Source organism: Gemmata palustris, from assembly GCF_017939745.1.
GTDB classification, from domain to species: Bacteria; Planctomycetota; Planctomycetia; order Gemmatales; family Gemmataceae; genus Gemmata; species Gemmata palustris.
Map to the genome: position 1 here is coordinate 6,376,924 of NZ_JAGKQQ010000001.1, position 20,945 is coordinate 6,397,868.

Here is a 20,945-nt window from a genome sequence, read left to right on the forward strand (position 1 = left end):
GCACCGACTCCGCCCCCGCGCATGATTCCTTCGGACGGCAGGGGAACGCCGCGGCTCGCCGCGAAAAGGAGTCACCACAATGAGAAAGCGCCTTGTGTACCTCGGTCTCTTGGCCGCGGTCTCTCAACTCTTCGCGACCGGGTGCCTGTACCACCCCGTTGCGCGTTGGCGAGCGAACCACCCGTGCCTGACCTGCGGGCCGGCCGCTCACCCACTGTTGCACCCGATTCAGACCCGGCGGGCACTCATTGGCGAACCGGTCGGTGCGGTCGGTCCGATCGTCGGCCCCGTGGTGGGGGGACCGGTGTCCCCGCCGTGTCACGGGTGCGGATCGGCGCCGAGCTTCTCCGGTATCCCGGTTGATGGCATCCCAGTCACGCCGACCGGCTACCCGACGATCGGCTACCCGACACCGCTCACCCCCGGCCCGATGGTGGTTCCGTCGAACCAACTCCACCAGCCGATGCCGGCGAAGCCGTAGTCGGCGAACCGTATTTCATTCGAGCCGCGTCGGGTTCATTTACCCGCGCGGCTCTTTTGCTTTCTCCTCCGCCGAACTGCCGCGCAGGTAAAGCGGCTCCAGTGCGAACAACTCTTCCTTTGTAAGCGGCGCCAGCTTTCGCCCGACCGCGAACACACTCTCCACGCGCGGCTCGCGGTCGGTTTCTGGCGCGCGGGCGTTAGTAGTGGGGATTTGCGCATCGTACACACCCACACCCGGCCCGGTCACCACATCATCGGCCGCCACACCCACGACAAACGCAACGGCAGTAAGAATTTGAAGATGGTTCGTGGGGAGCCAGCCGTCGTGCTGTCGCACGAATCGTTGCGCGTAGACCAGCCCTTGAAGCGCGTCCGCGATCACCCAAACGTGTGTAGCTTCCGCCGGCGACTGGTGCGCGATCGCAGCGAACGTGTCCACCGCACGGAGTTCGCAGCCGGTCGCGTAGGCGAGTGCTTTTGCGGTCATCAGCCCGACGCGCAGGCCCGTGTAGCTGCCCGGTCCGCGACTCACCATGACGCCGGTCAAGTCACCCGGCCCGAGTGATTCGGCCTTCAGGAGCGCATCAACGGTGGAAATCATGTCGCGCGCGTGCCGGCGCGACGAATCGAGTTCGGCCGAGCCGACGAGCGAGTCCCCGCGCGCCAGGCCCACGCGGGCGGTGCGCCCGGACGTTTCAAGGACGAGCCAACTTTCGTTCATTCGAGTTCGCCGCTACGGTGCTTTCCGGTGCGCGATACCATTCGCACAATGGGGGGAATTCTAGGCGGGCGAGCCGAGAGAGTAACCATTGAGGGTCCGATGTCCGATACGGCCACCATGCACATCGACGGCGCGTCGCGCGGCAACCCGGGGCCAGCGGCCTACGCCGTGGTCCTCGCGCGCCCGGGAATGCCCGTCGTCGAAGAGGCGGACACCATCGGCACCGCGTCGAACAACGTGGCGGAATACACCGCGTTGGTCGAAGGGTTATCGCTCGCGGTCGAACTCGGCGTGAAGAAGCTGAACGTCTTCAGCGACAGCGAGTTGATGGTGAAGCAGATGAGCGGCGCGTACAAGGTCAAGAACGAAGACCTGCGCCCGCTGTACGAAGAGGCGTGCAAGCTCCGGCGGCAATTCGAGCAGATCACGATTACGCACGTGCGCCGCGAGCAAAACACCCGCGCGGACGCGATCGGCAACGACGCCCTCGATGGCAGACCGCGGAAGCGGGGGGGGCCTACCCCTCCGGCCCCCCTCCTGTCCGGGAAGGGGGAGCAGGCGCGCGATCTCTTTGCGACTGAAGCAACATTATTTGACCGCGAAGGGTCTGCCTCCCCCTTCCCGGACAGGAGGGGGGCCGGGGGGGTAGGTTCTTCCAGTACCTCCGACGCCCCCATTCGCGCGGATGCGATTCAGTGTCTCGCGGACGCCGCCCAACACTGGGCCGCGAACGGGCTGAAGGGGCTACCGCCGGAGGCGGTGTGGGAACAGTTGTGGTCTCTGTTGGACGAAGCGGGTGTGCTGAAAAAGAAAAAGGCGAAGTGACATGCCGGACATTCTGTTCTTCGACGAGATCAGCGACGCGGAAGCGAACCTCGTCGGCGGAAAGGGACTGAGTCTCGGCAAAACGGCACGGGCGGGTTTGCCGGTCCCGGCCGGGTTCGTCGTCACGACGCAGGCGTACCGGCGGCTCGTGGACCGCGGCATCCGCGCCGACTCCGGGTTCGTGCGCGCGGTGGCAGGCGCTTACGAAACTCTGGGGAGTGGATTGGTCGCGGTGCGTTCGAGCGCCATCGCCGAGGACGCGGCCGACACCAGTTTCGCCGGTCAGCAGGAAACGATTCTCGGTGTGAAAGGTGATGAGTCGCTACTGAATGCGATCGAGCGCTGCTGGCGCTCACTGTTCACCGAGCGTGCGGTCGCTTACCGCGCTAAGCAGAACGTCGAAGCTGCCGGCCTCGCGATGGCGGTCGTGGTGCAGAAACTCGTGCAGGCGGAATCGGCCGGCGTGCTCTTCACACGCGACCCGCTCGACCCGGATGGTCAGCGGATGCTCGCGGAGGCATCTTGGGGGTTGGGCGAGGTCGTCGTATCGGGTCGCGTGCAGCCCGACCGGTTCACGCTCGACCACGCAACGGGCGCGGTTCTTACCCGCGCGCTCGGCTCAAAGGCGGTTCGCGTCACGGCCGGTGTCGAAGAGCACGTTCCGCCAAACCTTCAGCGGCAGTTCTGCCTGAGTGACGCAGCACTGGCACAACTCGTGGACTTGGGACGCAAGGTCGAAGCGTTCTACGGCGATCCCCGCGACATCGAGTGGGCCTTTGTCGATGACACGTTTCACCTGCTACAAGCGCGGCCAATTACGGTGGCGGGTGCGGCCGAACGCGAACAGGTGCGCCAGGCCGTTATCGCGGAGTTGAAGACCAAGGCTGATCCGCGTGGAACCGCGTGGGTGCGATACAACCTCAGCGAGGTGCTCCCCGAACCAACCCCCATGACCTGGGCCGTCGTGCAGCGCTTACTTGCGGCCGATGGCGGCTTCGGCGCGATGAACCGCGACCTCGGTGCTAAGCCCGATCCCGCCCTCGGCTCCCTGTCCGGGTTCGATCTCGTCGCCGGTCGGCCGATGGCGAACTTGTCGCGCCTTCCGCGCATGCAGTTCGCCCGCCCGCCGCTCGAGTACCCGCTGGGCACGTACAAGAAGGAACCGCACAAGGCGCTCGACCCGAAGCCGGTGCTGAACCCGCTCGCGGGTCAGGGCTGCGTGCTCGGGCTCCTCGCGCTGCCGGGCACGATCCTGGGACTCACGCGGTTGATGAACACCACGAAAAAGCAATCGGCCGACTTCGCGCAAAAGTTCGAGACTGAAACCGCGCCCGCGTTCGCAACCGCCGCGAAGCAGGCACTTGCACAAAATTGGTCCGCGCTAGAGCCTCCCGCACTCGTGCGCGAATTCGAGACGTGGACGAACAAAACACTCGTCGAATTCGCCCGCGACAGCCTGAAACCCACAGTGTTCGCGGACCTCGCGTGGAGCGAATTGTTCGAGCAACTCAAGCCGAAGCTCGGTGCCGATCGCGCCCGCGCCACGGTCGGCGAACTCAGCCTCGGCGCTGCGCCGCCGGGAGAGGCCAATTTGCCGGGCGGGATTCGCGACCTGGCGAACGAGCGAATCACGCGCGCGGCGTTCCTGGAACAGTTCGGCCACCGCAGCACGAACGAAATGGAACTCGCGCAACCGCGCTGGAGCGAAGCACCGCAGGAACTCGACAAACTGGTGCGCGGAACTGCGGGGCGCGAGCACACGGCCGTTGCCGCCGATGTGGACAAGATCGCGGCCGAAGCGAAATTCGGTGAACCGTACCGCGACCAACTCGCCGCGAAGGTCCAGCGCCTGCGCACATACCTCGGACTGCGCGAAGCCGGCAAACACTACCTACTGCTAGGCTTCGCCGTTATTCGTCGTGCGCTCGTGGAACTGGATCGCCGATTCGAGCTGAACGGCGGCATCTTCTTCCTCACACCGGTCGATTTGCCCGATCTGCTCGCCAAGAAGGATCTCTCCGCGAAGATCACCGCCGCGCGCAAGAAGCGGCAAACGGAACTCTCGCTCGAAGTGCCGCAGGTACTGTTCAGCGACGACCTCGACGCGATCGGCCGACCGCTCCCCGAACCCGTCGGCGGTGACAAACTCGAAGGCGTGGCACTCTCCGCGGGCGTAGCGGAAGGCCCGGCGCTCGTGCTCACCGAACCAACTGCAGCGCCACCCGAAGGCGGATACATCCTCGTGTGCCCGTCCACGGACCCGGCCTGGGTTCCGCTATTCGTTCACGCGAAGGGGCTCGTGATGGAAACGGGCGGCGTGCTCTCACACGGCGCGATCGTGGCTCGCGAGTTCGGCCTGCCTGCGGTGGCTGGCTTGCCCAACGCGACGCAGCAACTCAAAACGGGCCAGATGCTCCGCGTCGACGGCGGACGGGGAACAGTGACAATCGTAGGCGGAGCGGGAACGTAAGTGGGTAGCGTCGCAAGGCACATTTACGAGCCGGTTGTTTAGTCCCCTATCTCGAACCGGTACCACGGGCCGTACAGGTGCGTGTAACACGCCCGGTCAAGCTCCTCAGCTTCCATCGGTAGGGGGGCCGTCGGAAGGCCGTCAGGCGCGTAGATCACGCCGACCACATCGAAGAGCTTGCCGTCGGTGCCAAAGGCGACCATTCGCCCGTGGCGCCAAACTTTCTCGACGCGAAACAACCCAATGCGCTTCGCGTTCGTGTAATGCGGTGGGTCGGGATCATCACTTTCGGCGTACCGCTGAAGATCGGGGGCACTCAAATAGGTTCGCACTGTCATCGGCACATCGGTCACCGTAAGCCCGAGAGCAACGGTCCACACAACCAAAACGGAGGCCCATGCTCCCCATGCATTCCTGCTCCGCACAGCGAGACACGCGAAGAAAAAGGCACACCACAGAAAGGCAACCGGAGTGCAAACTGCGATCAAACCGAGCACTTCCATCACGTCAATTGCGCCACCGGATACCACCCATAAAGGCAGCAGCGCGCAGAGCCACGCCGGGGCCGCAAGCAGCCAGACACACAGGCGCTCCATGCCTCACCTTTTGGTCACGTGTTTTTCTTGCGGCCAATCCCAGAGCACACGCAGCGAATAGCACCCATAACGGCACTGAAAATAACCCGGGAACGGGTCGGAGGCGAAAAAGACTCGGGCAAACAACCGAAATCGTCTCTTATCATGGTTGCGGAGTCAAGAATAACGCCACACCGGACAAGTCCATGCGCGCGGCACGGTTTCGAGTCGGGCTGGCCGTAATGTGCGCCCTGGCGCTACATGTGCCGGCTCAGGCGTTTTCTCCCCCACGCGCCACGTCCTATAAGCAGCTCAGTCCGAACGAGAAATATGTGTTTGTCATGCTCGGCACGGACGACCCCGACGACGTGTTTAGCAAAGTGAATGGTGCGAATAGCTGGGAACTTCGGCGCGACTACCCACAGAGCGGGCTCTACACGAACGACGGCTCGAAGACGCCACTGTGGACCGTTGATTGGTACGCTAACTCGGTCGAGATTGCTTCCGACGGCGTGCATCTGATCCGCTTCATGTGGCCGGGTAAGCGCCTCACGCACGAGGCATTTCGCTTTTACGCCAACGGCCAACTGGTGCGGACCTACGAAATTGGTGAATTGATCGACGACCCGCGTCGTTGTGGTGAAGTCGCCGACGCGCCCGGAAACAACTTCCTCCTGTGGCGGGCGAGTGGCCAGTTCCACGATACGAAACCGCAATATACCCTGGCAACCAACGACGGAAACCAGCTCGTTTTTGACGTGCGAACCGGGGAGATCATTTCCGCGTCGCGACCGAGGCGCCTGCGACGGGCGCTGTGGTGGGGCTTCGGATTGGTCGCGGCGGTCGTCGTGGTCATTGTTGTCGTGTGGGACGAGCGACGATTGCGTCCGCGTAAGCTCGCGCCCCGGTCGTGAACTCGGCTCGCACACGTTCGTTCCTCATTCTTCGAGCGTCGATCATGAAAGCCATTTCGGTTCTGTTACTCGTACTTCTCGTTGGCGTCGTTCCTGCGGACGATACCCCACCACCCGCGCCGAAACTGCCCTTGGGCAAAGAGACGACCTACGTCACCGGCCCGCTCGACAAGCACGGGTACATCGATTACGAGGCCGCACTGAATGCCGAGATGAGCAAGGGAATTTCGCCCGAGAAGAACGCGAACGCGCTGCTCGCCCTTGTGGTCGGCCCGGCGCCCGAGGGCGGCGACGGTATTCCGCTCGACTACTACAAGTGGCTCGATATCCCGGTCCCGCCGAAGCAGGGCGATTACTTCGTTGGGGTGTACGCCTACGTTCACGACAAGCTCGGTATTTCGGGCGAGCGGTTGGAAGCGGTTTTCGAGGCGCAAAGCCGGGTTTCGCAGCGCCCGTGGGTACCCAAGGATTGTCCGCCGCTGGCCGAATGGCTGACGGCCAACCAGAAGCCCCTGGCGCTCGCCACCGAAGCCCTGAAGCGGCCCGAGTATTTCAACCCGCTCGTGTCGCGCCGGAAGGAGGGCGATTCGAGCAACCTGATCGGCGCGCTGTTGCCCTCCGTTCAGAGGTACCGTGAACTGGCCTTTGCGTTCTCCGCTCGCGCGATGCTCCGGTTGCAAGACAAGAAGTTCGACGAGGCGTGGGAAGACATACTCACGTGCCACCGACTGGGCCGACTCGTCACGCGCGGCGCCACGCTGATCGAAGCTCTCGTCGGCATCGCTATCACTCAAATTGCCAGCACCGCGACGGTGACCTATCTGGAACGCGCCGATCTCACGTCCAAGCAAGCCCTGAAGTGCCAGAAGGACTTGCGCGAGCTCCCGCACTCGGCTCCACTGGCCGACAAGATCGGTGTCTGCGAGCGCATGATGGGGCTCGATGCGCTGCAGTTGATTCGCCGCGGGATGGGCGGGATGAGCGGGCTGGCGGGACTCGTGGGGAACGAGGCGCCCGTCATCGCGGACGAAAAGAAGGCGCTTGAAATGATGGACTGGACCACGGTCATGCAAACGATGAACAAGTGGTACGACCGCCTCGGCGCTGCGATGAAGATGAAGGACCGCGCGGCGCGGGCCAAAGAGTTCGAGAAAATCGAAGAGGAGTATAAGGCGACCAAGAAGGTGATGGAGGACGCGGAGAAGATGAAGAAACTCCTGAACGAGAAGGACGCGGGAAAGGTGGTCGGGAAGGCTCTGGGCGATGTGCTGATGGGCCTACTTTCACCGGCCGTCCAGAAGGTGCAATCGGCACACGACCGCTCCGAGCAGGTGACGGCCAACCTCCAGATCGCGTTCGCGCTGGCGGCTTACAACAAGGACCACGGGCGCTACCCGGCCAAACTCGCGGACCTCGCGCCCAAGTACATCGCCAGCATCCCCGACGACGTTTTCGTGGGCAAACCGCTCACCTACAAACCGAGCGAGAAGGGGTACCTGTTCTACAGCGTCGGGGTGAACGGCAAGGACGACGGCGGTAACTCATACGATGACGACCCGCGCGGCGACGACCTGCGCGTAAAAATGCCGCAGCCCGCGCTGAAGAAGTAAGGCGCCCCAAACGCGAAACGGTCCGCGCTTCCGAGTGATAGACACTCGGAAGCGCGGACCGTTTCGCGTCATTCACACGCACTTACATTTCGGTCGTGCCGACCGGCTCGGGCGTCGTGATCGGCGCCGGGGTGATTGTGGTGTTGCCGGACAGGAGGGAGTGGCGGTTGATGCCCTTCTCTTCCAGTTTCTTCAACTTGGTGTGGAGCGTGTCGCGGCTGATGTTCAGCAGCTTGGCCGCGTGACTCACGTTCCCGTTCGTCTGCTTCATCGCCTTGCAAATGGCCCACGTCTCGATTTCGACCATGTCCAGGCTCGGCGGCAGGTCGGGCGCGGCGACTGCGGCGCCGGGCGCTGCCGCGGGGACGGCCAGTTCGGTCGTGCCGGTGAGCGGGATCGCGTCGGCCTCGATCGTGTCGCTCTCGCTCATCACCGCGGCGCTCTCGATGGCCGCGCGCAGTTGCCGCACGTTCCCGGGCCACTGGTAGGCCTGGAGCTTCCGCATCGCGGCCGTCGTGAGCTTGAACTTCCGCCGGCACTCGCTGGACACTTTCGCCAGGAAGAACGCGGCCAGTTCGGGGATGTCCTCCGGGTGCTCGCGCAACGACGGCACGCGGATCGGGATCACCTTCAGCCGGAACATCAGGTCCTGGCGGAACCGCCCGGCCTTCACTTCTTTTTCGAGGTCGCGGTGCGTCGCGGCCACGACCCGCACGTCGGCCTTGATGTCGCCCGTCGCCCCGACCGGGCGGAACGCCTTCCCCTCGATCACGCGGAGCAATTTCGCCTGACACTCGAGCGAGAGCTCGCCCACTTCGTCGAGGAACAGCGTCCCTTCGTCCGCTTGCTGGAACAGACCGGGGTGGTCGCGGTCGGCGCCGCTGAACGCGCCCTTCTTGTAGCCGAACAGTTCCGCTTCGAGCAGCGTCGGCGCGATGGCCGCACAGTTCACCACCACGAGCGGCCCTTCGGACCGGCGGCTGTTGCGGTGCAGTGCGAGCGCAACGAGTTCCTTCCCGGACCCGCTCTCGCCCTGCACGAGCACCGTGAACGATTGCGGCGACGCGCGCAAGATCTGTTGGCGCAGGTGGATAACGGCGTTGCTGCCGCCGATGATGTCGTCGGCCGCGGGCGTGTGGGTCCGCAAGCGCGAGTTTTCGGCTTCGAGTGTGCGGCGGGTGCGCAGGATCTCCAACCCGTGGGCCAGGAACCCGGCAACGGCCTCGATGAACCGCACGTCGCGCTCGACGAACGCGCGCCCGGAGCGGTACACGTGGAGCGTGGCGAACGGCTCGCCGGACGCCTTCAGCGGGATGCAGATCGCGTCCGCGAACGAGGACAGCGAATCGGTCGGCGGGTGCGCGGCGCTGAGGTCCGGGAACAGCCAGATCGTTTTGCCGTTCTTCTGGGCCTGTGCGGTGAGTCGGCGGCTGAGCGGGATGTCGATCGCGGCCGATTCGGGCATCACGATCTTGGGACCGGGGTCTTCCGGGTCGAGGCTCAGGTACCCCGCGAGTTTGGCGGCCGTTTGGTTCAGGATCGCGCGCAGGGCGAAGCCGATGAGATCGAGCGGGGTCTTGGTTTCGACCGCGCCGGTCATGAACTTGCACAGCGCGGTGAGTTCGTCCACCCGCAACTGTTTGGCGGTTTGGTCCGGCGGTAGGTCGTTCGGCAGGAGCCGGTCGAGCGGGATCTCGTGGACCTTCGTGGCGTTGTGCGGCCCCTCGTTCAGCGCCTTGTTGGGCATCGTGGGCGGGGCTTCTTTCACCGGCTTCGGCGGGCTCTTCGGTTCGAGGACGAACTTGAGCACCACTTCGCCGATCTTGACCCGCTGCCCGTCGCTCAGTTCGACCGCGCCGTTGACCCGGTGCCCGTCCACGCGGGTGCCGTTGAGCCCGAAATCGCGCACGTGCCAGCGCCCGTCCTCGAAGTAAATCTTCGCGTGCGTCCGGCTCGCCATCTCGTCCCGTAACACAACGGTATTATCCCGGCTGCGGCCGAGCGTGACCGGCTGCCCCGCGGGGGACAGGTCGAGAGTCGGTGGCACGCATTCGCCGCCTTCGAGAGTGAGTCGCGCGCGCATCTGTGGCTACGCTCCAGCGGGGGCCGCCGTCGGACGACACCAGAATGGTGATATGACGGCTGCGACGGCCCCCCAGAACAACCGTTCGCTACGGAAAACTTTAGCACGCATTTTGCTTTGCGGAAGCCCGGTCGCGGGGTTCCCACAACCGGCCCGCGGAACTAAGGTAATTAACGAAGGCAAAATGCACACGAGAAACCGGAGAACGCGCACAAAACGAACAGGAATCGCGAACGCCCGAACGAGCGCGCCCCGGGAGTTCTTCGCACGGTAACAAGAACGCGATTCACATTTGTTGTCGCGCACACCCATCGAGGCTCGAAATGCAGACCCGTATCGAAGGCGTCGCATACGTTCTGGGCGACAACATCGACACCGACCAAATTATCCCCGCGCAGTACCTCACGTACAACCCGTCGATCCCGGCGGAGTACAAAATGTTCGGGAAGTACGCCCTCAGCGGCGTTCCCGAAGCCGCCACGGGGTTGCCCAAGGGCCACGTCCCGTTCCACACGCCCGGCGGGGACGAGTTCGTCTCGCCGTACAAGATCATCATCGGCGGGAAGAACTTCGGCTGCGGCTCCAGCCGGGAGCACGCCCCGATCGCACTGGCGGCCGCCGGCGTGCTCGCCGTGGTCGCGGAATTCTACGCACGCATCTTCTACCGGAACAGCATTAACGGCGGGTATTTGGTCCCGCTCGAAACGAAAGAGCGGCTCGTCGACCGCATCTGCACGGGCGACAGCCTCGTTATCGATATCACCGCGGGCACGCTCACGAACACGACCAGCGGCGAAACGTTTGCGCTGCTCCCGCTGGGTGAAGTCGCGCCGATTCTCGAAGCCGGCGGGCTGTTCCCGTATGCGAAGAAAGTGGGAATGCTGGCGAGTTGATGTGTGAGGTGAACCGCGGTCGCAAGGCCGGTGGGTAGTGGCTGGCACCCACCGGCTCGATTCATTTATTTCAGAGGCTTTGCTTCGTGTCGCGCCAGGTCAATGGGTTGACCGTATTTGGTCGGGCGCGAGAAATAGTTCTGAGCGTCTGCTGGAGAAAGTGGCTGATTGATCTTCGCGTTGGACAGTTCCAGCTCCATCTCGAACTTCTGCTCCTCCCACCGCAACAGCACCTTGGTCGGGTACTGCACGACGCCATCACCAACCGGCACCGTCTTCGCTTCCTTGATTTCGGCGGAGCAAATGAGTTTGTTCTTCATGTTGTAGACAGCGTGTTTCTTCACTTGCGGCCTGTTGCCCGTGGCCGCGTCGCCGTCGAACACAATTTCCTTAGTTACGGGTACTTTATTAGGTGTCACAGCGTTCCAAGAAAGCGTGTACGTGCGCGCTTTGGAGCTCGAATCGACCTTAACCTTGTAATCGGTCGCGGGCGTGCCGGCGGGCGGGAAGTGGGCCATGCCTAACGCCTGCATTACCCATTCGGGCTCGAACGGAATATCACCCGGGATCTTCGCCCTACCTTCGTTGAAATCGATGTGCGAAGCGGACACAAACATTTCGTTCCCGGGAAATTTTCCGTACACCCAAAAGTGCTGATCATTGGACCCGAGATCGACCTTAGCTCCACCTACCAACGTGCCGGCGACCATGCGGAAATTGCGCGGTTGGCTGGCGGTCAAGCCCCCACCGGATAACGGCGGCAGCGGAATGTAGTGGTCGCGCGCGGTCACCCGCACGTCGGCGTCGGTAATGGATTGGAGCCGGTCGGCGCCGTCGTTGAGGTACTTCACGAGCTGTTCGGGCGCGACTTGCGGCAACTCGCCGGTCTTGTTGGGTCCGGGTCGGTTCTGGCCGATGCCCTGGTTTTTCATCCATTCGCACCCAACGGCTGGGCTGAGCGCGAGGGCGACGAGGAACAGGCGGACGTCGTTCATGGGGGCACACCAGTGAGCAGTGACCACTATTCCCAGCCCAGGACACGGAATACTTCGGTCTGTACGGCCACGATCTGTTCGTCGTTCAGGCGCGGATCGACCACATGATGAATCGCACCGCCGCGCGCGTCCCGCACGATCAGCACGTCGCGCCCGTCCGCGTCGCGGGCCGCGTCCTCGAACTTGAACCGCTTCCGGCGCATCAGCAGGAGCGTCGCGACGTAGCGGAAATTCAGCCCGTCCGGATCGGCGGAATCCTTGAGCCGATCGAAGCAGTCCAGTAGCAGGTCGTCGTTGACAACCGCTTTACGCGGCTTGTGCCCCGCGACCGGCACCTTCCCGGCCCAGTACGCCACCGCACTTTGTGGGGGTTCGGTCCACGCCTCCGCCGCGACGTCCGTGCGAACCAGCTTGCCCGCGCTTTCCGTCAGCACCGCGAAGAACCGGTCGCCCGGTTTCAACTCGCGCCCCGTTGCGGCACACACCCGCGCCGGACCCTGAATGTCGTAATCCGTCATTGCAGTCACTCATTCAGTCAACGCATCGTACTCCGCGCCCGCGTCGCGTGACAATCACGGTCGCGGGGGAGTCGGCCCACTTACTGGTCCGGGCACGCGGATTGTTCCGGCGGCACCGTTTGGAGAAGCTGGAGCGAGCAGACGATCCAGCTTGTCTTTGATGGACGAGCCCGTTTCGGCGCCCACGCCCACGAAGGTCCACGACACCGTACCGGACCCGTCGACCACCACGAACCGCGGTACCGATTCGACGCCGTATGCGGTGTCGGCCTGCGTGCCGTCGTAAACGGGAACGCTGAGCTTTCGGCGGTCGCGGTCCTTCTGTCCCGCGGCCAAATCGCCCCACACCGCGAGCGGCACCACGGCGACCCGACCCCCGTGCTTCTCGTGAACCGCGTCGGCGATGGCGAGCGCGAGGTCGGTCGTTTCGCTGCCCGGTTTGAAGAACGCCAACAGTACCGGTTTTCCGCGGTTCTCCGAAAGGCGAAACGGCCCCGCGGTGAAATCGGGCGCGGGGTGGTTCAATTCGGGCCACGCGGGGCGCTTCCGGGCGCTCGTGATCGGCGCCGCGGTGACGGACTCCCCTCGGCGCGCGGCATCGAGTTGCCGGAGCACCGCGAGAACCGCTTCGCGGTACGGGCTGGTGGTGTCGGATTCGGCGAGATACAGCTCGAGCTTGTCCGCGCGCTTCTCGAAGAACCTCGGCCCGTGCTTCACCGCGTCGGCGAGGAACGGCGCGAGGTCGGCACTCGCCGCGAACGCGGTCTCCACGTCGCGCCGGTAGCGCTCGAACGTGCGCCCGATCACCGGCACCTTGTCCTTCAGCTCGTATTTCACTTCGACCCACGCCGCGAGGTCGGTCGATGACCCGTCGCGGTGCTTGATGACGCGGTGGACCTTTCGGGCGGTGCCGTCGAGCGCGGACACCCACACCGCGTCCGCGCGGAGCCACGCGGACCGCCCGCCGACGGGCTTCGCCCAGTTCGCGTGCTGCTGGTTCATTACGAGTAGTACACATTGCTCCCCGGTGACGAAATCGGTGCCCTGCGCCTGCCACACTTCTGCGGATCGGTTCGGATCGGTGGACGCGACCGTCCACGATTTGTCCGGTGCGGACCGCGGGGCGCGGGGGGGGAACAGGCCGAACTCGAAGGGCGCGAACGTGTCGAGCGGGATCGGGGGGAGCGTGCGCGCGGGCGTTTTGGCGTCGATCGTGAGGGGGGGCGGGCCGGTGGGGTGCAAGTGGTGCGCGCTCCCGTCGGCGTGAACGCGGAGCAGGTCGAGCCGCACCCCGGGTGGGGCGGGTTTGTCCGTTCCGCCGCCCGTCACCGCGCCGACCGCGCCGGCGACCGCGTCCCCCTTGCGGCGGAGGAGCGTGAGGACGGCGACGTCCGCCCACGCTTCTTTCTTCTCGAGCACGAGGACGCGAATTTCGAGCTTTTGCGCGCGGCGGAACCGCACGCCGGGGCGCTCGACCGCTTCTTCCACCGTGCCAGTAAATGTCAACTCGTCGCCCTTGGCCAAGCCGGGCGGCTCGGCGGCGGGACAGAGGAGTGCGAGCGCGAGAATTCCACCGGTCACGGGCACCTCGGCTTCGAGTGAGGCGCGAACCATTCAGCCGGCGGTCTTATACCGACGCGCGGGTACGATGCAACGCCAACCCCCTTGCCCCGCCTATTCCGCGCAGATACCGTGTTCGTCGTCGGTCCAGAGGGGACGCGCCGCGTTGGGGCTACGGGGGCAAACGGGGTAACTCCTCATAAGACATAAGCGGCTTTCGCTCCATTTCACACTTCCCACTGCGGACGAGGATCTCGTGACTTTGCTGCTCGTGTTCGCGCTGCTGACGGTGGGGCTGACCGCGCTGTTCTTGGGCGGCACGGTGGTGGCGCAGAGCTACATGTACCAGGAAGCGGCCCCGCGCTTGCCGGTCCGCGCGCTGGCCGGCGGGCTGCTCCTCGGTGGGTTCCTCACGCTGTGGACGTACATCGATAAGAACCGCCCCGGTCAGTACGAGACGTTCTTCAATTTCTCCGCGTATTCGACGGCCGAGTTCACCGAGTTTGAAGCCGTGCGCTGGACGGTCGCCGGGGGCAAGTTCAAGACCGAGGCGGACGGGAAGAAATCAGAGACAATCGTGAAGTTCAAGCGCACGGCGGGCGGAAAGGGTGCGACGTTCGTGGAGGAGGGGACCAACGAGAACTTCAAAACGAACACCGGGCAGTACATGACCGGCGCGATCCGCGTGAAGGCCGCGAACGACCCGGAACCGGTGCGCTACAGCGCCAAGGTCCAGGAGAGCCCCGGCACCAAGATGGAGACCTACACCGCGGATCGTCAATTCGTCGAGGAGAAGGGCGACCGGTACGTGAACGCGACCCAAATGGGCACGCTGTTCGTTCCCAGCACCAAGACACTTTTCGTCGCGCTGTTGCTAAACATTTCTCTCCTCCTGATGTGGCTCGTGGTCACGTGGCCGGTCTTGCGGTACACATTTGCCCACGCGCTCGGGTTCACCGTGGTCGGCACGCTCGTCACCATGTTTGCTCTCATGCCGATCTTGTTCAAATACAACCGCCCGGAACCGAAGCCGGCCCCCGAACCGGTCGCGTGGGTCACCGAACCGGAGAACGGGATTCCGGCGGGCCGAATCGCGTGATTGGCTAAAATCACTGCATGACAGACCTTCTTACTCGCTGCCGCATCGTTCTCGTGCGCCCGCACTACGCGGGGAACCTCGGCGCCACCGCGCGCGTGATGCGGAACTTCGGGCTTTCCGAACTGGTGCTCGTCGCCCCTTACGCTTCCACCGACGACCTCGACGCGCGCCGAATGGCGACGCACGGTCTCAAGGTGCTTGATGCGGCACGGGTCGTGCCCGATATCGGTGCGGCGCTCGCGGACTGTGTCTTCAGCCTCGCCACGTCGTCGCTCACCGCGGGCGTGTTTCGTTCCGGCACGATTGGCACCGCGGCCGAGAAAATGCCCGAGTTGCTTACATCGGCCGAAGCGGGACCGGTCGCGATCGTCTTCGGTCCGGAACCGCACGGGCTGAGCAACGAGGAAATCGGACGCTGCCACGGGATGGTGAACATCCCGTCCGACCCGACGTCCGGGTCGCTGAATCTGGCGCAGGCGGTCGCGATCTGCTGTTACGAACTGCGCAAAGCGTGGTCGAAGTCGGTCAACGAAGCGCGCGGAAAGCCCGAGGTTCCCGAGCGCGCGGTCGCGCCGTTCGCGGACCAGGACCGGATGTTCGAGCACCTGCGCGAAGCGCTCACAGGGGTGGGTTATTTGTTTGGTGAGAAGGGCGATTCACTGATGCACGCGCTGCGTCAACTGATCGGCCGGTCGCTCCCCACGCCGCAAGAAGTGAAGATCCTCCACGGCCTCGCGCGCCAGCTCCTCTGGACCGCCGGCCAAATCAAGAAGAACGAACCAGACGACACGCCGCCCGTTGATCGCCTCGACAGGCCGGATCACTGATATTAAATGCGGGCGGACCTCGGCACCTCTGCAAGAAATTGTCGGGGCCGCGCGTATGTGTTTAGTAACTCGAAATTCACCAGCCGCTCGACCAATACTCGCTATCGTTTGTGGCGGGGCAAAGCCCCTGTGAAGAAACGCCCGCGGCGGTGGTGAGCATTTGTCGTTGATGCCAACCCGTCCCAATGAGACTCGCCCATGCCGTCGTATGTGATTTTGTGGGAGAACAACACGATCGGTCACCGGGCCGTGAACGGTAAGACGTGGGCCGGCCACGTGGCCATCAACATCGGGGAGCGCTTCCAGATCCAAAACAAGCGCGGCGGGGAGAAGTGTTACGTCAGTTGGTGGCCGCAGTCCGCGCAGAAGTTCTCGGGCTTCGGCATCGCTCTCAAGACGCTCGTCCCGACGGCCCTCTCGGGCGAGGGGCTGTCCGAGCAGTTCTTCCTCCAGGACATCGTTAGCGAGAAGTATTTGCCGGATCACATCATCCGATTGGAGACCAGCCCGGAGCAAGAGAACAAGATGCGGGCGTCGTGGAAGGAGATCTCGAACACGTTCTCCGAGAAGGGAACGAAGTATCACGCGCTGCGGCAGAACTGCTCGACGATCGCCTCCCGCGTCCTGCACGCCGCCGGGTACCACGCCCTCAAGTGGTCGGTGGACACCAAGTGGGCCTGGTCCCCGGCGGACATCCGAAAACTCGTTCGCGGCCAGGGGCGCTTCATGAAGTGGACGGAGTTCCTGAGCGTGCTCGATAAGAGTGGCATCAAGGAATCCGACCTGCCGACCAACCAGGCCCGTTCCGGCCGGCTCTGTACGACCGGCGCGCCCTGTCGCTTTCAACAGGGCGAGGAGTTTTACTGGCGGAATCGCTGATACTACTCGGGGCCGTACCGCTACTTTTTCGGCCCGCTCAAGCCTTCCCACGCGAACCAGCCCTGCGCGGCCTTCAGGCGCACGCGGGCCTGGTGCCAGGCCGTCACTTCGGCGGCCACTTCTGCTCGCGCCTTCAGCCATTCCAACGTGACCTGCGGGACGAGGAACTCCGCGCCCGGCTGGTTCGCTTCGCGCTTCTTGATCGCGTCCGCGCGGGACACGGTCCACGTATCGAGCCGGTCGCGGGCCAACTGCACCCGGTGCGTTTGGGCGCTCAAACTCACGACCGCAGCGCGAGCTTCGTCCGCGACCATGCGCTCGCGGGTCTCGATCAGGCTCGCCAGTTGACTCTTCCGCACCGCGAGTTCCGCAAGTGCCTCGGCGCTGGGGCCGCGCGTGTGAAAGGCGAACCGCGCGAGTCCGCGCGCGGGCGGCGGTGAAGCGCCGAGCAACGGGTTCGTCTCGCGCAACCGCTGACGTGCGACGGGAAGGGTGTCGGGCGTGAGCCCCGTCTGAAGGGCACGCAGCCCGCGAAGTTCCGGGCGGTCGGCCAGGGCTGCGTTCACGGCTTGTTCGACACCAACGGGGTCCGCGCTGATGCCGAGATCGGCACTCGGCCACAGGCGCTCGTGCGCGGGCGACAACCCGAGTCGGCGCTTCAGATCGATGTTGAGCAGCTCGCTCCCGGCTTCGGTTTGCTCCAGTTGCGTGAGCATCTGCGATCGTTGCCGCTCAAGGTCCGCGGGATCGAGCGGGAACCGCACATTCGCAGCGCGAGCGCCCTTCGCCTTCGTGAGCATGTCGTCCACGATAGGAAACGACTCGCGGAGCAACTCGGACTGCGTCTCCGCACCTGCGAGTTGGAAGAAGCGTTCCAAGCCGTCCGCAGCCGCCCGGTTCCGCAACTCCAGCGCCGCGAAATACCGCATCGATTGTTGGAGTTTGTCGGCCGCGGTCGCGCAACTCGCCGGTACGCGGCCCTCGTCATCGAGTGCGTTCGCGAGTGACGCATTCTGCGCCGCGAGAGCCTGACACACTGGTTCCGTCACCCGGCGATACGCCCCCTCGGTCGTCGCGCCCACCGGCTTGATGGGCGTTTTCGCGAGCCGCGTTAAATCGGGTTCGAGGTTCGTCGGCTGAGTGAGTGGGAGTTCGACGGCGACCGGGGCCGCGGTCGGAACCGGCTGTCGGACCGGCGCGGGCGCGCGAGCGTGGCACCCGGCCGCGAAGCCGAGCACGACCGCGCACATTCCCCACACGCTTCGCATACCACCCCCGAAACGAACTCCACCTTCCAACTCAATCGGGCGAAGCGATCGTACCGTTTGAGCCGATTTCCCCGAAGGCGCCACTTACCTCATTGGTGAAACTCGCCGGCGGGAACGTGGGTAAGCTGGTGGACATTTACGCGAGAGGAGAAAATTCGCCTCGAGGTGCTCTTGACGCACTAGACCGATCGGTCTACGATCAAACCCATACGCTAGACCGAGCGGTCTACAAAGACCTGTTCTTGACCGAAGTTCAGGCACTTATATTGTTTAGGGTGCGATTCGCATTTTCTGATGGATGAACCGGCGCCAGCAGCGAATCCTTGTGAGGAGATACACAAGCGAGAGATTCCCGGCTTAAGTGATCCGGCGGTCGGCCTGTCGGAGATCGCGATTACCCGGCGCGAGCAGGTCCTCGACGCCGCGGAATCCATCATCGCGGGCCACGGCATTCAGGAACTCTCGCTCAAGAAGATCGAAGACCTCGCGGGCATGAGTCGCGGGCAATTGACGTATTACTTCCCGACGAAGGAATCGATCCTTCTGTCCGTATACGACCGGATGCTGCGCCGGATGATCCGCGAGGCGAAGCTCGCCGACGGCCCAAAGCCGATGACCGGGCGCGCGTGGGAGTGCGTGCAATACGGGCTGAAAAAGCACCTCGAACCGACGTGGCCCCCGCCCGCGGGACGGGACCTTTTGAGCCTGTTGTTCACGTTCCTGGCACAGATGGGGCACCGCGAGGATTACCGAAAACGGCTCTCGCAGTGGTACTCGGAATGGCGGTCGTTCATCGCGGCGGACGTTGCGGGGAGCATCCCGGAACCGCACTCGACCTCGCCCCGCGTGATCGCTTCCCTGATTCAAGCACTGTTCCACGGGTTGGACGTGCAGCTCATGATGGACCCGGACGCATTCGACCGCGACGAGATGTTCGCCACGGTCGTGAAGCTCCTAGTCCCGTTGTTCGGACAATCTGCCGGTGTACCCGACCCCGGCGCCGCCGGGAAGGAGAGCTGACGATGGCGATTCCGAGCGAATCCCGGTTGGGCGCGTCCACAAACGGCGACCTCATCAACCGCGTGCAACAACTCCGGCTCGATGGCCAACTCGGTGCGGGCAAGGGCTCGGGCGGCGGCGGGGGTTCGTGGCTCCCGTGGGTGCTGTGCGGGCTCCTCGCCATCACCTGGGCCGGCGTCGGCGTGAGGTCGTACAAGAACACCGGTCAGAAAACGGACGATGCGCCGGGCGGCGCACCGACCGGCACCCCCGCAGCGAGCACCGGCAACGCCCAGGCGCCGCAACCCAACGGCGTGCCGGCCGTTGCCGCGGGCGAGTTGGTGACACAACTCAAAGGGAACGTGATCCCCTCGCTCCAGGTCACCGTCAGCCCGCGCGACGTGGCGGCCGAGATCACCGAGATCTTCTTCGCCGAGGGCAAACGGGTGAAGAAGGGCGACAAGATCGCCACACTGCTCGACCACCAGTACGCGAACCGCCACAACACCGAAATCGCATCGGTGGCCGCGGCCGAAGCCCAAGTCACCCGCGCCCAGGCCGGCCAGACGTCGTCCGCCGCAAAGGTCGCGAAGGCGAAGTCCGCACTCGCCGCCGCCGAAGCCCGGGGCACGCGCTCGATCGCCATTCAGGAGCGCGCGACGAAGGACTTCGATCAGGCCCGCCAGCAGCGGTCGACCGGCTCGATCGCTCTTCTGGACTACCAGCGGTTCGATGCGGACAAGCAAGCGGCCGACGCGGACCGGATCGCGGCGAACGCGGACATTGAGGCCGCGAAGCGCGAGATCGAAGCGGCCGAGGCGGACGTGAAGACCGCCGCCGCGAACACGAAGGCCGCGGGCGCTGATCTGAACGCCGCGAAAGCGCGGTGCGCAGAGGCCCAGCGCCTCGTGGAGAACTGCACCGTCGCCGCGCCCATTGATGGCACCATCCTCACGAAGTCCGCCGACAAGGGCGCGCTCGTCAGCCCGATGTCGTTCAACGTCGCGGCCGGCATCTGCCTGATCGCGGACCTCTCGAAGCTCGAAGTGGAAATTGATGTGCCCGAGCGCCAGATCATGCGCCTCAAATCGGGGCAGGCGTGCAAGCTCCAGGCCGACGCCGACCCGAGCCGCGAGTACCGCGGCGTGGTGGACCGCGTCATGCCGATCGCCGACGACACCAAGAACGTGGTCAAGGTCCGCATCCGCGTGTACTTGCCGAAGGCCGAGCAACAGGGCGAGTTCCTGAAGCCGAAAATGAGCATCACCGCGACCGTGTACAACACCCCGTTCGCGTTCGACCGCGACAAAGATTTGCCGTGGGGCGACGAAGCAACAAAGAAGTGATTCCGCAAGCGGTAACAGAAAGCGAACCCCGCCCGCAAGGGCGGCGGGTGTTCTACTCGCCGCGCTGAACCCACTGCCCGAACCCACCGCTCTTGCAGGCGGGGTTCACCGAGACTCAACCGAGGAACCAACGCCGATGTCCCGTGCCATCGTTCAGGTTCGCGACCTGCACAAGTCGTTCACCCGCGGTACCGAAGCGATTCACGTGCTCCGCGACTTGACGCTCGACGTGGGCGAGGCCGAGTTCCTCGCCCTCATGGGGCCATCCGGGAGTGGCAAGACCACGCTGCTGAATCTCATCGCCGGGCTCGACCAGCCGACCGACGGGAGCATCACCGTCGGCGAGAACGTGATCTCGGAGATGTCCGAGAGCGAACTCGCGCGCTGGCGCACCCGGCACGTGGGGTTCGTGTTCCAGTTCTACTACCTGCTCCCGGTGCTCACGGCTTACGAGAACGTCGAACTACCGTTGTTGCTCCTGCCACTCACCAAGGAGCAGCGCCGGAAGCAGGTGGAAAACGCGCTCGGGCTGGTCGGGTTGACGAACCGCATGGACCACCGACCGGGGCAACTCTCCGGCGGCCAGCAGCAGCGCGTCGGCATCGCGCGGGCGATGGTCACCGACCCGACGCTCATCGTCGCCGACGAACCGACCGGTGATCTCGACACCAAGAGCGCGGACGAGATCCTCCATTTGATGGAGATCCTCCGCGCGCAGTTGGGCAAAACCATCATCATGGTGACCCACGACCCGAAGGCCGCGGCCCGCGCCCAGCGCACGCTCCACCTGGAGAAGGGTCAACTGGTACTGGATACGGCCGCCGTGTAGTCCCGGGCCGAGCGGGTGACGAGTTATTGGCCCGGTGCGTTCACTTGGAAT

General features: G+C 64.4%; 19 protein-coding genes. 12 read left to right on the forward strand and 7 right to left on the reverse strand.

Annotation, left to right across the window (positions count from 1 at the left end; genetic code table 11):
• Nucleotides 1-79: 79 nt before the first annotated feature.
• Nucleotides 80-481: a hypothetical protein gene (locus J8F10_RS26570; RefSeq protein ID WP_210659168.1), complete on the forward strand. Its 402-nt coding sequence runs from the start codon at nt 80-82 to the stop codon at nt 479-481.
• A 39-nt stretch (nt 482-520) separates the two neighbouring features.
• On the opposite strand, the gene tsaB is transcribed toward J8F10_RS26570, so the two are convergent.
• Nucleotides 521-1,204: a tRNA (adenosine(37)-N6)-threonylcarbamoyltransferase complex dimerization subunit type 1 TsaB gene (gene tsaB, locus J8F10_RS26575; RefSeq protein WP_210659170.1), complete on the reverse strand. Its 684-nt coding sequence runs from the start codon at nt 1,202-1,204 to the stop codon at nt 521-523.
• A 99-nt stretch (nt 1,205-1,303) separates the two neighbouring features.
• On the opposite strand from tsaB, the gene J8F10_RS26580 reads away from it, so the two are divergent.
• Entirely contained in the window at nt 1,304-2,029 is a 726-nt protein-coding gene (locus tag J8F10_RS26580) for a ribonuclease HI family protein (RefSeq protein ID WP_210659172.1), read from the forward strand.
• 1 nt (nt 2,030) lies between these two features.
• Nucleotides 2,031-4,499, forward strand: a complete 2,469-nt coding sequence (locus J8F10_RS26585) for a PEP/pyruvate-binding domain-containing protein (RefSeq protein WP_210659174.1) — start codon at nt 2,031-2,033, stop codon at nt 4,497-4,499.
• 38 nt (nt 4,500-4,537) lie between these two features.
• Here J8F10_RS26585 and J8F10_RS26590 read toward each other — a convergent pair whose 3' ends face one another.
• Nucleotides 4,538-4,837 carry a hypothetical protein gene (locus J8F10_RS26590; RefSeq protein WP_210659176.1) on the reverse strand — a complete coding sequence of 100 codons (300 nt, stop codon included), beginning with the start codon at nt 4,835-4,837 and terminating at the stop codon, nt 4,538-4,540.
• A gap of 443 nt (nt 4,838-5,280) precedes the next feature.
• Here J8F10_RS26590 and J8F10_RS26595 point away from each other — a divergent pair, with 443 nt between their 5' ends.
• Nucleotides 5,281-5,988, forward strand: coding sequence for a hypothetical protein (locus J8F10_RS26595; RefSeq protein ID WP_210659178.1), 708 nt, complete (start codon nt 5,281-5,283; stop codon nt 5,986-5,988).
• Nucleotides 5,989-6,032: 44 nt separating this feature from the next.
• Nucleotides 6,033-7,598: a type II secretion system protein gene (locus J8F10_RS26600; RefSeq protein ID WP_210659180.1), complete on the forward strand. Its 1,566-nt coding sequence runs from the start codon at nt 6,033-6,035 to the stop codon at nt 7,596-7,598.
• Nucleotides 7,599-7,680: 82 nt separating this feature from the next.
• Here J8F10_RS26600 and J8F10_RS26605 read toward each other — a convergent pair whose 3' ends face one another.
• Entirely contained in the window at nt 7,681-9,645 is a 1,965-nt protein-coding gene (locus tag J8F10_RS26605; RefSeq protein ID WP_210659182.1) for a sigma 54-interacting transcriptional regulator, read from the reverse strand.
• A gap of 359 nt (nt 9,646-10,004) precedes the next feature.
• Between J8F10_RS26605 and J8F10_RS26610 the strand changes: the two genes are divergently transcribed.
• Nucleotides 10,005-10,574, forward strand: coding sequence for a 3-isopropylmalate dehydratase (locus J8F10_RS26610; RefSeq protein WP_210659184.1), 570 nt, complete (start codon nt 10,005-10,007; stop codon nt 10,572-10,574).
• 65 nt (nt 10,575-10,639) lie between these two features.
• Here the strand turns inward: J8F10_RS26610 and J8F10_RS26615 are convergent, their stop codons facing one another.
• The 3 genes from J8F10_RS26615 to J8F10_RS26625 form a co-directional block, all read right to left on the reverse strand.
• On the reverse strand, nt 10,640-11,425 hold the full coding sequence (locus J8F10_RS26615) for a hypothetical protein (RefSeq protein ID WP_210659186.1): 786 nt from the start codon (nt 11,423-11,425) through the stop codon (nt 10,640-10,642).
• Between the two features lie 170 nt (nt 11,426-11,595).
• A complete protein-coding gene (locus J8F10_RS26620; RefSeq protein ID WP_210659188.1) occupies nt 11,596-12,087 on the reverse strand; it encodes a hypothetical protein in 492 nt (163 codons plus the stop codon).
• A gap of 54 nt (nt 12,088-12,141) precedes the next feature.
• The gene (locus tag J8F10_RS26625) at nt 12,142-13,701 is read right to left on the reverse strand and encodes a TlpA family protein disulfide reductase (RefSeq protein ID WP_210659190.1); all 1,560 of its coding nucleotides are present in this window, start codon (nt 13,699-13,701) and stop codon (nt 12,142-12,144) included.
• A gap of 202 nt (nt 13,702-13,903) precedes the next feature.
• On the opposite strand from J8F10_RS26625, the gene J8F10_RS26630 reads away from it, so the two are divergent.
• From J8F10_RS26630 to J8F10_RS26640, 3 genes are all read left to right on the forward strand, one after another.
• Nucleotides 13,904-14,746: a hypothetical protein gene (locus J8F10_RS26630; RefSeq protein WP_210659192.1), complete on the forward strand. Its 843-nt coding sequence runs from the start codon at nt 13,904-13,906 to the stop codon at nt 14,744-14,746.
• A gap of 17 nt (nt 14,747-14,763) precedes the next feature.
• Nucleotides 14,764-15,573 carry an RNA methyltransferase gene (locus J8F10_RS26635; RefSeq protein WP_210659195.1) on the forward strand — a complete coding sequence of 270 codons (810 nt, stop codon included), beginning with the start codon at nt 14,764-14,766 and terminating at the stop codon, nt 15,571-15,573.
• A 198-nt stretch (nt 15,574-15,771) separates the two neighbouring features.
• Entirely contained in the window at nt 15,772-16,452 is a 681-nt protein-coding gene (locus tag J8F10_RS26640; protein WP_210659197.1) for a hypothetical protein, read from the forward strand.
• Nucleotides 16,453-16,472: 20 nt separating this feature from the next.
• Here the strand turns inward: J8F10_RS26640 and J8F10_RS26645 are convergent, their stop codons facing one another.
• Nucleotides 16,473-17,720, reverse strand: a complete 1,248-nt coding sequence (locus tag J8F10_RS26645; RefSeq protein WP_210659199.1) for a hypothetical protein — start codon at nt 17,718-17,720, stop codon at nt 16,473-16,475.
• Between the two features lie 294 nt (nt 17,721-18,014).
• Between J8F10_RS26645 and J8F10_RS26650 the strand changes: the two genes are divergently transcribed.
• The 3 genes from J8F10_RS26650 (at nt 18,015) to J8F10_RS26660 (ending at nt 20,894) form a co-directional block, all read left to right on the forward strand.
• The gene (locus J8F10_RS26650; protein WP_210659201.1) at nt 18,015-18,740 is read left to right on the forward strand and encodes a TetR/AcrR family transcriptional regulator; all 726 of its coding nucleotides are present in this window, start codon (nt 18,015-18,017) and stop codon (nt 18,738-18,740) included.
• 2 nt (nt 18,741-18,742) lie between these two features.
• Nucleotides 18,743-20,065 (forward strand): HlyD family secretion protein, encoded by a 1,323-nt coding sequence (locus J8F10_RS26655; RefSeq protein WP_210659203.1) that lies wholly within the window; start codon nt 18,743-18,745, stop codon nt 20,063-20,065.
• Between the two features lie 136 nt (nt 20,066-20,201).
• Nucleotides 20,202-20,894: an ABC transporter ATP-binding protein gene (locus J8F10_RS26660; RefSeq protein WP_210659205.1), complete on the forward strand. Its 693-nt coding sequence runs from the start codon at nt 20,202-20,204 to the stop codon at nt 20,892-20,894.
• Nucleotides 20,895-20,945: the final 51 nt, after the last annotated feature.

What these genes read in the sequence shown, in the direction of transcription:
- J8F10_RS26570 (WP_210659168.1), top strand. Translation starts at nt 80, where the DNA reads ATGAGAAAGCGCCTTGTGTACCTCGGTCTCTTGGCCGCGGTCTCTCAA.
- tsaB (WP_210659170.1), bottom strand. Translation starts at nt 1,204, where the DNA reads ATGAACGAAAGTTGGCTCGTCCTTGAAACGTCCGGGCGCACCGCCCGC.
- J8F10_RS26580 (WP_210659172.1), top strand. Translation starts at nt 1,304, where the DNA reads ATGTCCGATACGGCCACCATGCACATCGACGGCGCGTCGCGCGGCAAC.
- J8F10_RS26585 (WP_210659174.1), top strand. Translation starts at nt 2,031, where the DNA reads ATGCCGGACATTCTGTTCTTCGACGAGATCAGCGACGCGGAAGCGAAC.
- J8F10_RS26590 (WP_210659176.1), bottom strand. Translation starts at nt 4,837, where the DNA reads ATGACAGTGCGAACCTATTTGAGTGCCCCCGATCTTCAGCGGTACGCC.
- J8F10_RS26595 (WP_210659178.1), top strand. Translation starts at nt 5,281, where the DNA reads ATGCGCGCGGCACGGTTTCGAGTCGGGCTGGCCGTAATGTGCGCCCTG.
- J8F10_RS26600 (WP_210659180.1), top strand. Translation starts at nt 6,033, where the DNA reads ATGAAAGCCATTTCGGTTCTGTTACTCGTACTTCTCGTTGGCGTCGTT.
- J8F10_RS26610 (WP_210659184.1), top strand. Translation starts at nt 10,005, where the DNA reads ATGCAGACCCGTATCGAAGGCGTCGCATACGTTCTGGGCGACAACATC.
- J8F10_RS26620 (WP_210659188.1), bottom strand. Translation starts at nt 12,087, where the DNA reads ATGACGGATTACGACATTCAGGGTCCGGCGCGGGTGTGTGCCGCAACG.
- J8F10_RS26625 (WP_210659190.1), bottom strand. Translation starts at nt 13,701, where the DNA reads ATGGTTCGCGCCTCACTCGAAGCCGAGGTGCCCGTGACCGGTGGAATT.
- J8F10_RS26635 (WP_210659195.1), top strand. Translation starts at nt 14,764, where the DNA reads ATGACAGACCTTCTTACTCGCTGCCGCATCGTTCTCGTGCGCCCGCAC.
- J8F10_RS26640 (WP_210659197.1), top strand. Translation starts at nt 15,772, where the DNA reads ATGCCGTCGTATGTGATTTTGTGGGAGAACAACACGATCGGTCACCGG.
- J8F10_RS26645 (WP_210659199.1), bottom strand. Translation starts at nt 17,720, where the DNA reads ATGCGAAGCGTGTGGGGAATGTGCGCGGTCGTGCTCGGCTTCGCGGCC.
- J8F10_RS26650 (WP_210659201.1), top strand. Translation starts at nt 18,015, where the DNA reads ATGGATGAACCGGCGCCAGCAGCGAATCCTTGTGAGGAGATACACAAG.
- J8F10_RS26655 (WP_210659203.1), top strand. Translation starts at nt 18,743, where the DNA reads ATGGCGATTCCGAGCGAATCCCGGTTGGGCGCGTCCACAAACGGCGAC.
- J8F10_RS26660 (WP_210659205.1), top strand. Translation starts at nt 20,202, where the DNA reads ATGTCCCGTGCCATCGTTCAGGTTCGCGACCTGCACAAGTCGTTCACC.